Origin of the sequence: Buchnera aphidicola (Sarucallis kahawaluokalani) (assembly GCF_005080725.1) — a bacterium.
GTDB lineage: Bacteria > Pseudomonadota > Gammaproteobacteria > Enterobacterales > Enterobacteriaceae > Buchnera_L > Buchnera_L aphidicola_AF.
Genome location: NZ_CP032999.1, coordinates 14726 through 27573, shown reverse-complemented (window position 1 = coordinate 27573; position 12848 = coordinate 14726). Strand labels below are relative to the sequence as shown.

Here is a 12848-nt window from a genome sequence, read left to right as displayed (position 1 = left end):
AATATTTTTTTTTGTCATTTTATCAATATATGACATACCAAAAGCAGATAATACAAATGTTAAATGAATAATAACACACCACATAATTTTATCATCTAAAATTTTTTCTGCTTCCATAAATAATCGCAATAAATGTACAGAAGAGATTGCTACTATAGAAGATGCAACTTTATTTTTAATAGAATTCACATCCATCGTTCCCATCCAACTCAATCGTTTTTCACTATCATGAATATCCATTTTGGAAATAAAATTTTCATATCCTGAAAACATAACCATAACTAATAACCCACCAACTAGAGATATATCAATTAATGATAAAACAACCAATACTAATCCAGATTCTGACATAATTAAAATTTCTGGTATAACTGAAATTATTTGCTGAAAAAACTTAAGTGTTAATAATATAAAACCGAAAGATAATCCAATATATACAGGAAACATTAACCAACGAGATGCATATATCATTTTTTCAATCATTTCTTCCATGTAAAACTATCTCCTATTACTAAACTAAATTTTTAATGGCATATATAGTGTAAAATATATAAACATCGATTTATCAAATGTCATATTAATACATAAAAATATAATTAAATATGAAACAATCTTTCAAATATACAATACGTTTTTAAATATTTGATATAAAATATTATTAGGAAAAAAAATGAATTTAAACAATCAAAAAATTCAAACCGCATTAATTAGTGTATTTGATAAAAATGAACTTCTCCCTGTTGCTAGAAAATTATTTGAAAAAAAAATACAAATATTCTCTACTAATAAAACAAATCATTTTTTAAAAAAAAATCAAATCATAACAAAAAATATATCTGAAATTACTCAATACCCAGAAATTCTTGATGGGCAAATTAAAACAATACATCCAAAAATTTTCGGAGGTATTTTAGGAACAAAAAAAAATAATAAATCAACAATAAAAAAATATAATATTACTATAATCGATTTAATTATAGTAAATTTCTACCCATTAAATACATTATGTGATTCCAATAATATAGATATTGTAAAAAATATCGATATAGGCGGGCCAGCTATGATAAGGGCAGCAGCAAAAAACTACAAAAACACCATTGTAATAGTCGATATTAATGATTATCAATATATTTTAGATATGATAAATGATAAAAAAGATATTAGCCTCTCCGATAGATTAAAATTTGCAAAAAAAGCATTTGAATATACTGCGAATTATGATTTATCAATTTTAAATCATTTAAATAATACAATACATGATTGTAAAAATAAAAAATTCAGTTTACCAGAAAAAATTTTCATGACATACGAAAAAAAACAAAAACTACGATATGGTGAAAATCCACACCAAAAAGCAGCACTATATACACCTAATCATAACATAAATCAAATAGATTACATTAACAATATCAAACAACTTAATGGATCTGATTTATCTTATAATAATATATATGATGCTTATACAGCATTTGAATGTGTAAATCAATTTTCTGATCCATCATGTGTAATTATTAAACATGGAAATCCATGTGGTGCATCAAGTGCTTCTACTCAAGAGTTAGCATATTTAAATGCATATAATACCGATTCTATTTCAGCATTTGGCGGAATTATTGGTTTTAATAAAATTATTACTCAACAAGTTATTCTAACGATTATAAAAAAACAATTTGTTGAACTAATTATTGGACCTGCGATTACTATTAATGCACTGAAAATTATTCAAAGAAATAAAAAAATTAAGTTAATTATTTATAATAATTATGATGAAAACAAATTATCTACAATAGAATATAAAACTATAAATCATAGTTTACTAGTACAAGAAACAATACATAATATCAGTGATGATAAATCATGGAAAATAGTAAGTAAAAAAAAACCTAACGAACTAGAAAAGAAATATGCTATGTTTTGTTGGAAAATTACCAAATTTGTCAAATCTAATGCTATTGTGTATACTAATAAATACAATGTTATTGCAATTGGTGCAGGACAAACCAGTCGTCTAACATCAGTAAAAATTGCAAATTTAAGATATCATGAAAATAAAAAAAAATTCAAACTCGAAGATCATAAAATTATTGTAGGATCCGATGCATTTTTTCCATTTCGTGATAGTATTGACGAATGTAAAAAAAATATTCAAAACATATCTTGCATTATTCAACCAGGTGGATCTATTCGAGATCAAGAAGTAATACAAGCAGTCGACGAATACCAAATTTGTATGATTTTTACTCATCAAAGAACATTTAGACACTAAAAAATTTTTGATAAAACATAAAAAAAAGGGGTATATTTCCCCCTTGAGTTATATAATAAAATCCAATAATAAAATTAACTATTATTTTTCTTGCGCATATTTTTTGTTGCAATCACCATGTTTTTTAATGCTAATTTTGTCTCTTCCCAATTTCTTGTTTTTAATCCACAATCAGGATTCACCCATAAACGATCTATAGGAATATACTTTATTGCTTCACTTAATAAACTTTCTATCTCCGATATAGTCGGAATATTTGGTGAATGAATATCATAAACTCCAGGACCAATTTCATTAGGATACTTGAATTTCTTAAAAAATCTTAATAATTCCATATCGGATCTAGCAGTTTCAATAGTAATCACATCAGCATCTAATTCTACAATAGCATCCATAATATCTTGAAACTCACAATAACACATATGTGTATGAATTTGCGTAATATCTTGAACTTTAGAAGAAGTAATACGAAATGATTTCGTAGCCCAGGATAAATATTCATTCCATTCAGATTTTTTTAATGGTAAACCTTCTCGTAATGCAGGTTCATCAATTTGAATAATATGTATACCACCACTTTCTAAATCAGATACTTCATCACGTAAAGCTAGCGCAATTTGATTACATATAATCTGTTTAGGTAAATCTTCTCTTAAAAATGACCATGAAAGAATAGTAACAGGGCCAGTTAACATAGCTTTGACTGGTTTCTTCGTTAGAGATTGTGCATATTGCAACCATTCCGTAGTAATTTTTTTAGACCGATATACATCACCAACAATAATAGGGGGTTTAACACAACGAGAACCATAACTTTGAACCCAACCAAAATCTGTAAATACAAAACCATGCAAATGTTCACCAAAATATTCAACCATATCATTTCGTTCAAATTCACCATGTACTAATACATCAAGTTCTAATTCCTCTTGAGTGGAAATAACATTTCTAATATGTTTTTTTATTTCTGCGCTATAATCGTCAAAATTAATGTTTTTATTTTTATAATCAAGACGTAATTTTCGAATATCATTGGTTTGAGGAAATGATCCAATAGTTGTAGTTGGTAATAATGGAAGACCAAATTTTCTTTTTTGTAAATTAGCACGTATAACGTAAGGTACACTGCGTACAGTATCACTTTTATGTATTTTATTAATAGCTGATCGGACAAATGGATTATTTACTTGATTAGAATAATTATGTGTATATAACAAATTACTCCACTCTTCTAAGATACTGACATTATCTGATTTTAAAGCTTTAGTTAATAAATTTATCTCATAACATTTTTGTACAGCAAAAGAAAACCAATTTTTTACCTCAATACTAATATTTTTCTCAGAATTTAAATCAACTGGACAATGTAAAAATGAACACGATGCACCAACCCAAACATGCTTACGAACCATTAACATTGTTCGAATAATATTAAACCAATATTTTAAATCAGATTTCCAAATATTACGACCATTAATTACACCTAATGATAATATCCAATGCTCAGGAACTAAATTATTTAATTCAACAAGGTTATATTTACCATGTACTAAATCAACATGTAAACCATCAACAGGTAATTTAACAATTGTTTTTAAATTATGTTCTATACCATCGAAAAATGTGGTTAATAATAATTTATAATTACCTGAAAAAAATGAATAAGATAATTCAAATGCTTTTAACCATTCATCAGAAAGTTCTAATGATAAAATAGGTTCATCAATTTGTATCCAATCAATACCTTTTTCGTGTATTTTAGAAAGTATTTCTTGATATACTGGTATTAAATTTCTTAATAGATCTAAACGATTGAAATCTTTACCTTTAGTTTTACCTAGCCATAAATATGTTATTGGTCCTAAAATCACCGGTTTTACTTTATATCCGTAGTTTAAAGCTTCATCAATTTCATGAAACAATTGACACCATGTTATGCTAAATGTTTGATCTTGAACAAACTCGGGCACTATATAGTGATAATTTGTATTAAACCATTTAGTCATTTCAGCAGCTGCAACTGGCTTTCTGTTAGGTGCTATTCCCCGAGCAATATAAAATAATGTATCTAAATCTACACATTTATTGACATTTTTATGTCTTTCTGGAATATTCCCTAATAACATACTTGTTGACAAAACATGGTCGTACCAGGAAAAATCACCTACACATACAAAATCAATCTCTGATTCTTTTTGTTTTTTCCAATGCTGTAACCGTAAATCTAAACCTATCTTTAACAGTTGTTCTCGTGAAATTTGATTAGACCAGTAACTTTCTTGAGCTTGTTTTAATTCCCGCTGAGAACCTATTCTGGGAAATCCTAAAATATGATTCATAATGGGCATAAATAACATCCTATGAACTTAAAAATAAATATTATTATAATTTCCCTTAATAATGATTTATTATATCATATTAATATTAATTACACCATCATCAATTTAAATATGAAATATTATATTTCATGAAAATATCTTGATAAAAAATTTTTAAGATATGAATACTATACATTTGAAATATAAAAATTTAAAAAAAAAAAAAAAATACGCAAATGATAAAAATATTCGTATATTACACATAAAAAATTAATCATTTTAATTTATACTCCATATTACAAAAATATAAATTAAAATATGCAATTTTCGTTTTTAAAGATATGTAATATTATTCGATAATTTTAATCAGAATCTATTTTAATAATCTCTACAGCACAATATTCAAGTTGACGAACTCGTTCTGCAGAAATCTTATACTTACATGCAATATCATATAAAGTAATTTTATTTTTTTTACTTAACCATCTCGAATATATAATGTAACGACTTCGTTCATTTAACTTTAATATTGCGTGATTTAATTTATTAGCTGCATGAATATCCCAATTATATCTTTCTAATTGCTTAGAAAAATTAGATTTATAATCCTGTAAATAAGGTATAAAATTTTTTATTTTAAAATGTTGATTATTTTTTTTTACATCAGTACATAAAGTAATATCTTGAATTAACATTCTTGATTCCATATCTTGAATATCTTGATATTTTACACCTAGATCTCTTGCAACAATTTTAATTTCTCCACCAGTAAACCAACCTAATCGAACTTTTGTCTTACGTAAATTAAAAAACAATTTTCTTTGTATTTTTGTTGTTGCAACTTTTACAATACGCCAATTTTTTAATATATATTCATGAATTTCTGATTTAATCCAATGTACAGCAAAAGATATAACACGTACATTGATATTTGGATTAAATCGACGCACCGCTTTCATTAAACCAATATTACCTTCTTGAATTAAGTCAGACTGTGAAAATCCATACCCTAAGTAACTACGAGAAATATGTACTACAAATCTTAAATTAGCTAAAATAACAGTTCTAGCGGCTGATATATCTGAATGATAATATACACGTTCTGTTAAAACACGCTCTTCTTGAGAAGATAACATCCTCCATCTATTCACTGTATGAATATAAGAGGGCAAATCTTTTAAAGAAAGTTTATTTAAACATTTTGTATAATACATTATTCAAATTCCTATTTTTTCTATAAAAAAGTGATAGATATATAAACCAAAAACATGACATCATTAATACAATTTAAAAAAAATAACAACAATAAAAATATATAATATTTATATTAAAAAATTTTAATAATAAAAATACATTACGATGATAAAAATATAATATGCATTTAATAAAACATACTTTTAATAAAATCTTTGGCATTAAATTTGTAAAAATCAGATATTTTTTCGCCATTACAAAAATATCGAATCGGTATACTAAATTTTTCTAATATAGCAAATATTATACCTCCTTTAGCAGTACCATCCAATTTCGTTAATATGATTCCTGTAATATTATTTATTTTCTGTGAAAATAATTCGGTTTGTATAAGAGAATTTTGTCCATTACGAGCATCTAAAACCAAGAAAATTTCATTCGGGGCATAAGAAATTTTTTTTTGAATTACTCGAACATTTTTTTGTAATTCTTGCATTAAATTAACTTTATTATGCAATCTACCAGCTGTATCAATAATTAAAACATCTATTTTTTTATCATGTGCAAATTCTATTGAATCAAAAATAACAGAAGAAGGATCACTTCCATATGATTTATAAAATACTGGAATCGAAAGTTTATCCCCCCAACAATTTATCTGTTCTATAGCAGCTGCCCTAAAAGTGTCACTTGCAACTAATGCAACAGATTTACCTAATATTTTATAAAAATATGCTAATTTAGCTGCTACAGTAGTTTTACCAACACCATTTACACCAATTAACAAAATAACATATAAATTATTTTCAATGCCATGAGAAATAAAATTTTTATCACAATAATTTCGATTAAGAATAGAAAAAAGATTATTTTGTAATTCAAAATATACATCTTGTTCATTTTCTAATAAACGATTTTTGTATTTTTTAATAAGATTATTAATAATTTTCCTTGATACTTCTGCACCAAAATCAAATTTCAATAATTTATCTTCTAGTTGTGTAAAAAAAATATCATTAATTTTATTTTTAAAAAAAAAATTCTTGATTTTAAAAAACAAATTATTTTTTTGATTTGATATTCCTATCGGATTATCTATACATTGATTTTGATGATTTAATACTACATTAGTATCAGTTATATTATGTGAGGGTTTTTTTTTAAAGAAACTTAACCAAGAAAATATGCTTTTATTATTTTTCATAAATTATACCGAAAAAATAAAATAAAAAAATTAATGTTTATATACAACATAATATGATAATTACCATAATATGTTCATATTAATCATATAAAAGTAAAAATGACATGAAAAAAAAAATCCGTATTATTTCTGGTACATTCAAAGGAAAGAATATCACTACTATTACAGATCATAACTTACGTCCAACAATGCATCGTATTCGAGAAACATTATTTAATTGGTTGTCTCAAAAAATCTCTAACGCAAATTGTCTTGATTGTTTTGCCGGAAGTGGTGCACTAAGTATTGAATCTATATCAAGAGCTGCCAAATATGTCACTGCATTAGAAAATAATAAAAAAATACTATACAATTTAAAAAAAAACATTGTCAAATTAAATATTGAAAATATAAAAATAATTTATACAAATACATTGTCATGGTTAAAAAATACACCTTATAAATATGATATTATTTTTTTAGATCCACCATATAATAAAAAAATTTTACAAAAAACTATTTTTCTTATAGAAGAAAAAAAAATAATTAAACAATCAGGATATATTTATATAGAAAAAAGTCGATTCCAAAAAATTTACTACCCTAAAAATTGGATACTACATAAAAATAAATATACTAAAAATATTAATTATAAATTATATTTTTTCAATAAAATATAAAAAATTCATCACATACATTAAAAGAAATAAAATATAATTTGAGAATGTTATGAAAAATCAACAATTTCTAAAAAAATTAAAAAAAATTATACCAGATCATATTATACCAAAATTTACTAATCAAAAAGATTTGTTACATTGGCATCATAAACAAGGAAAATTACTATCCCAAAAAATTATCAAACAAAATAAAACACTAGAAATTCACGATACATTTAAAAAGTCTGGTATTCGTAAACTATATATGGAATGTTCATTTAACAATTATATTATTGAACATGAAGGACATAAAAAAGTAGTCCATCTTGCTAAAAAATATGCAAAAAATTTTAATAATAATATGTCTAGTTTTGTTTTTTTAGGTAAACCAGGTACCGGAAAAAACCATTTAGCTGCCGCAATTAGTAATTACTTAATATTAAGAGGTAAAAAGGTTTTTATGATTACTATTTCTGATCTTATGTCAACTATTAAATCAACATTTAATAATATTAATAAAAAACTAACCGAAGAAAAATTTATAAAATATTTAAGTAAAATTGATCTACTTATATTTGATGAAATAGGTATACAAATAGAATCAAAATACGAAAAAATGATTATTAATCAAATTATAGAACATAGATCAGCATCAAAAAAACCAACAGGTATGTTATCCAATCTGAACGGTTTCACAATAACAAAAATATTAGGAGAAAATATTATTGATCGAATGAAACTAGGAAATAGCTTGTGGTTGAATTTTAATTGGACAAGTTATCGTAGAAAAAAATAATCAAATATCAATCAGTATTTACATGTTAATTCTAGAATGATACTCACCAGTTTTAGTATCAATTTTTACTATATCACCTACGTGAATAAATGATGGTAATTTTAGTATTAATCCACTTTGTAATTTAAATAATTGAAATTTTGTGCTATTCATTACAAAATTTGATCTTTTATCTATAATATGAGCAATAACTCTAAGATTCACAAATTTACCAATTTCTATTGATATAGGCCGACTATTCCAAAAAGTAATTAAATATTTCTTTTGTTCTATTAGCCAATTATTTTTATCGCGGATAATAGACTTATTTAATGATAATTGTTCAAAACTTACAGGATGCATAAAATACCAATTCTCACGATCATAATAAATATATAAATACTGTATATCTAAAACATCGGCACTAGGAATACTATCAGTAGAACGAAAGGTTTTATCTAATAATTGATTAGTTAATAAATTACGTAATTTTACTCTAGAAAATACCTGTCCTTTACCTGGTTTAACAAAAGTAACATTTTCAATTATATATGGTTGATTTTCAAATAAAACCTTTAATCCTGATTTAAAGTTATTAATAAAATATAAAATCATAAAAATAAGTAATTAATATATAAATGTTTAATAATTACCCCTAAACAAAAAAATTATTTAGGGTAATTATTAATGTATATAAAAAAAAAGTATACACAAGAAGAATTACATCATACCGCCCATTCCACCACCCATGCCTCCTGGTGTCGGAGCACTAAGATCAGGCTTATCTTCTTTTGGTAAATCTGTTACCATACATTCAGTAGTAATCATTAAACCAGCAACAGAGGCTGCATATTGTAATGCAGATCGAGTAACTTTAGTTGGATCTAAAATACCAAAATTAATCATATCTCCGTACTGATCAGTTGCAGCATTATAACCATAATTTCCTTTACCATCTTTTACATTATTAGTTACTACAGATGGTTCTTCACCGGAATTAGAAACAATCTGACGTAAAGGTGCTTCCATTGCACGTAATGCTACTCGAATACCAACATTCTGATCTTCATTTTGTCCAGATAAATTCGAAATACGACCAGCGACTCTCACTAATGCTACACCACCACCTGCAACTACTCCTTCTTCTACAGCTGCACGTGTTGCATGTAATGCATCTTCAACACGAGCTTTTTTTTCTTTCATTTCTACTTCTGTTGCTGCACCTACTTTAAGTACTGCGACTCCACCTGATAATTTTGCTAGTCTTTCATTTAATTTTTCTTTGTCATACTCTGAAGTTGCTTCTTGAGCTTGCTTTCGAATCTGACCAATTCTATTCTGAATAGCATGCTTATTACCAGCGCCTCCAATAATTGTTGTTGTATCTTTAGTAATTACTACACGTTTTGCTTGTCCTAAATCTTCTAGAGTAGATTTTTCTAATTCCATTGCTAATTCTTCAGAAATGACTGTACCAGCAGTTAAAATAGAAATATCTTGTAACATTTCTTTTCTGCGATCACCAAAACCTGGAGCTTTCACTGCAGAAACTTTTACTATACCTCTCATAGAGTTAACAACTAAAGTAGCTAATGCTTCGCCTTCTAAATCTTCGGAAATAATTAATAACGGTTTACTAGATTTAGCAACTGATTCCAACAATGGTAGTAATTCACGAATATTAGAAATTTTTTTATCTGCCATAAGAATATATGGATTATCTAGTTCTACAATTCCAGTTTCTGGTTTATTAATAAAATATGGCGATAAATAACCACGATCAAATTGCATACCTTTTACAACTTCTAACTCATCCTGTAAACCAGTACCTTCTTCTACAGTAATTACTCCATCATTTCCTACTTTTTCCATTGCTTCGGAAATTAATTTTCCAACAGTCTCATCAGCATTAGCTGATATTGTACCCACCTGAGTAATAGCTTTCGAATCTGCACATGGAACAGACATACTTTTTAATTCTTCTACTGCTTTAATTACCGCTTTATCAATACCCCTTTTTAAATCCATCGGGTTCATTCCAGCAGCCACTGCTTTCAAACCTTCATTAACTATAGCTTGTGCTAATAACGTTGCAGTAGTGGTACCATCTCCAGCAGCATCATTTGCTTTTGATGCTACTTCTTTTACCATTTGGGCACCCATATTTTCAAACTTATCTTCAAGTTCAATTTCTCTTGCAACAGATACACCATCTTTAGTAATACTAGGTGCACCAAAAGATTTATCTAAAATAACATTTCGACCTTTGGGACCTAAAGTAACTTTTACTGCATCTGCTAATACATTAACTCCGCGAAGCATTTTCACTCGTGCTTCATTTCCAAATTTTACATCTTTAGCTGCCATGATCATATTCCTTAAATATATAAAATTTGAATAGTTACTTTATAAAGAATATATATTACTCTTCAACAATTGCTAAAATATCACTTTCATTTAAAATTAGGAATTCTTCATTATCAATCTTTTCAGTTTTTGCACCATATCCTTCATTAAAAATAACAATATCACCTATCTTAACGTCTAATGCTTTTATTTTACCATTTTCTAAAACACGACCATTACCCACTGCAATTACTGTCCCTCGAGTTGATTTTCCTGCAGCAGAACCAGTTAGTACAATACCTCCTGCTGATTTTGATTCAACTTCTTTTTTTTTTATAATTACTCGATCATGCAATGGACGAATTTTCATGAAATTAATCTCCTTTAAAAAAAAATTTAAACATAAAAAATTTTTTATTACTTATTCTTGTAAAATATTTTAAAGTAGACTGTTATCATAACAAATTTAATTATAAGGATACATATAAAATTTTTCAAGAATAATATGTTATTTTGATATAGAACGGAACATATATAAAATATGAAAATAAATTTTTATAAAAAAATAATAATATTTAATAAATAAAAAGTATTGACATATACTATAACTTTATGTTTTAATAATAATTTAAAAGAATAAGGCCCGAATAGCTCAGTCGGTAGAGCAGGGGACTGAAAATCCCCGTGTCGGTGGTTCAATTCCGCCTTCGGGCAAAAAATAAATTCCTATTTTCCAATACAAAATTCTTTAAAAATTTCTTGCATAATGTCATCTGAAGTAATAGAACCCGTAATTTTATTTAATAAATCTTGCACTATTTTTAAATCTTCTGCTAATAACTCAATATTTTTTAAAATAAACCAATTTTTCTTCATATTTTTCACGTGCTTGATTATTACATTAAAAACCTCTAAATGTCTTTGACGCGCCAAAAATTCTGTCTCTGCATCAGAACTCATTAACCCACTAATTATTTTTTTTAAATGATTTTTTAACAAATGAATACCTAATCTAAATTTTGCAGAAATAAAAATATATGTCCGCCCGTTATAATATTTTCTTATAAAAGGCTGTATATTTGAAATATCGCATTTATTAATTAAAATTGTCACTTTTTTTTTATGAGTTAATTTTCTAAGAAAATTCAAAATAATCGTTTTTTGATTTAATATTGATCGCGTATTATCAAGTACTAAAAAAATATGATCCGATGATAAAATTTTTTTCCAGGCTTTATTAATACCTAATTTTTCAATAATATTATTTGTTTTTCTCAAACCTGCAGTATCAATTAATTGTATAATACAATCTTTAATTTTTATATGTTCATATAAAACATCCCGTGTAGTACCTGCAATATTTGTTACTATTGCAGAATTTTTACATGATAATAAATTAAATATTGTAGATTTTCCAACATTAGGTTCTCCAGAAATAACAATTTTTATTCCATCATGAATAACGTTCTGTATTTTTATTTTTTCATAAATATCATTTATTTTTTTAAAAATACTTTTTAAATTTAAATCTATTTGTGTGTTGTGTATTACATAATCATCTTCTGGAAAATTTAATATTTTTTCAACAAAAACTCTGATATGAGCAATTTTATTAATTAAATAATTAATTTTTTTTGAAAAATCACCTTTTAAAGTTCTCAATGCCGATTTTATACTAACAGCAGAAGTTGAATGAATTAACTTTATAATTGCTTCAGCTTGTATTAAATCAATTTTACCATTTAAAAATGCTCGTTGTGAAAATTCCCCAGGACGAGCAATACGAACGCCTTCAAAACATAAAATCGACTTCATTAATAAATCTAAAATCACTGGATTACCATGCCCTTGTAATTCTAATACATCTTCACCAGTAAAAGAATTTGGATAAGGAAACCATATTGCAATACCTTCATCAATTGCTACACCTTTATAATCAAAAAAAGTTGCATGATATGCATATCTTGCAGGAGGCAGTACACCTAATATCTTATATGCAATTTCTTTAGAACGTGTACCTGAAATTCTTAATATACCTACTCCAGATCGTCCATAAGGAGTAGATTGAGCTATTATCGTATCATTCATTATATTATATTCTTAAAAT

11 protein-coding genes and 1 tRNA gene are annotated in these 12848 nt (G+C 26.0%); 4 read left to right on the top strand and 8 right to left on the bottom strand.

Annotated features, from left to right (window positions below):
* Positions 1–492 (bottom strand): TIGR00645 family protein (locus D9V78_RS00130; protein WP_158350954.1); only part of this gene is annotated, 492 nt, incomplete at its 3' end.
* A gap of 178 nt (positions 493–670) precedes the next feature.
* Between D9V78_RS00130 and purH the strand changes: the two genes are divergently transcribed.
* Positions 671–2266, top strand: a complete 1596-nt coding sequence (gene purH / locus D9V78_RS00125) for a bifunctional phosphoribosylaminoimidazolecarboxamide formyltransferase/IMP cyclohydrolase (protein WP_158350239.1) — start codon at positions 671–673, stop codon at positions 2264–2266.
* A gap of 74 nt (positions 2267–2340) precedes the next feature.
* Here the strand turns inward: purH and metE are convergent, their stop codons facing one another.
* From metE to ftsY, 3 genes are all read right to left on the bottom strand, one after another.
* A complete protein-coding gene (metE, locus tag D9V78_RS00120) occupies positions 2341–4614 on the bottom strand; it encodes a 5-methyltetrahydropteroyltriglutamate--homocysteine S-methyltransferase (protein ID WP_158350237.1) in 2274 nt (757 codons plus the stop codon).
* Between the two features lie 332 nt (positions 4615–4946).
* Complete coding sequence (gene rpoH, locus D9V78_RS00115) at positions 4947–5798, bottom strand: RNA polymerase sigma factor RpoH (RefSeq protein ID WP_158350234.1); 852 nt, start codon at positions 5796–5798, stop codon at positions 4947–4949.
* A 167-nt stretch (positions 5799–5965) separates the two neighbouring features.
* On the bottom strand, positions 5966–6982 hold the full coding sequence (gene ftsY, locus D9V78_RS00110) for a signal recognition particle-docking protein FtsY (protein WP_158350232.1): 1017 nt from the start codon (positions 6980–6982) through the stop codon (positions 5966–5968).
* Positions 6983–7086: 104 nt separating this feature from the next.
* On the opposite strand from ftsY, the gene rsmD reads away from it, so the two are divergent.
* Together rsmD and D9V78_RS00100 are read left to right on the top strand one after the other, a co-directional pair.
* Positions 7087–7641, top strand: a complete 555-nt coding sequence (gene rsmD, locus D9V78_RS00105; RefSeq protein ID WP_158350230.1) for a 16S rRNA (guanine(966)-N(2))-methyltransferase RsmD — start codon at positions 7087–7089, stop codon at positions 7639–7641.
* A 49-nt stretch (positions 7642–7690) separates the two neighbouring features.
* On the top strand, positions 7691–8416 hold the full coding sequence (locus tag D9V78_RS00100; RefSeq protein ID WP_158350228.1) for an ATP-binding protein: 726 nt from the start codon (positions 7691–7693) through the stop codon (positions 8414–8416).
* Positions 8417–8434: 18 nt separating this feature from the next.
* On the opposite strand, the gene D9V78_RS00095 is transcribed toward D9V78_RS00100, so the two are convergent.
* The 3 genes from D9V78_RS00095 to D9V78_RS00085 all read right to left on the bottom strand — a co-directional run bounded on the left by D9V78_RS00095 (position 8435) and on the right by D9V78_RS00085 (position 11111).
* On the bottom strand, positions 8435–9010 hold the full coding sequence (locus D9V78_RS00095; protein WP_158350225.1) for an elongation factor P: 576 nt from the start codon (positions 9008–9010) through the stop codon (positions 8435–8437).
* A gap of 105 nt (positions 9011–9115) precedes the next feature.
* Positions 9116–10762, bottom strand: a complete 1647-nt coding sequence (gene groL / locus D9V78_RS00090) for a chaperonin GroEL (RefSeq protein WP_158350952.1) — start codon at positions 10760–10762, stop codon at positions 9116–9118.
* A 55-nt stretch (positions 10763–10817) separates the two neighbouring features.
* Positions 10818–11111: a co-chaperone GroES gene (locus D9V78_RS00085; RefSeq protein ID WP_158350223.1), complete on the bottom strand. Its 294-nt coding sequence runs from the start codon at positions 11109–11111 to the stop codon at positions 10818–10820.
* A 271-nt stretch (positions 11112–11382) separates the two neighbouring features.
* Here D9V78_RS00085 and D9V78_RS00080 point away from each other — a divergent pair.
* Positions 11383–11455, top strand: a tRNA-Phe gene (locus tag D9V78_RS00080).
* Positions 11456–11467: 12 nt separating this feature from the next.
* Here D9V78_RS00080 and mnmE read toward each other — a convergent pair.
* Complete coding sequence (mnmE, locus tag D9V78_RS00075) at positions 11468–12829, bottom strand: tRNA uridine-5-carboxymethylaminomethyl(34) synthesis GTPase MnmE (protein ID WP_158350221.1); 1362 nt, start codon at positions 12827–12829, stop codon at positions 11468–11470.
* Positions 12830–12848: the final 19 nt, after the last annotated feature.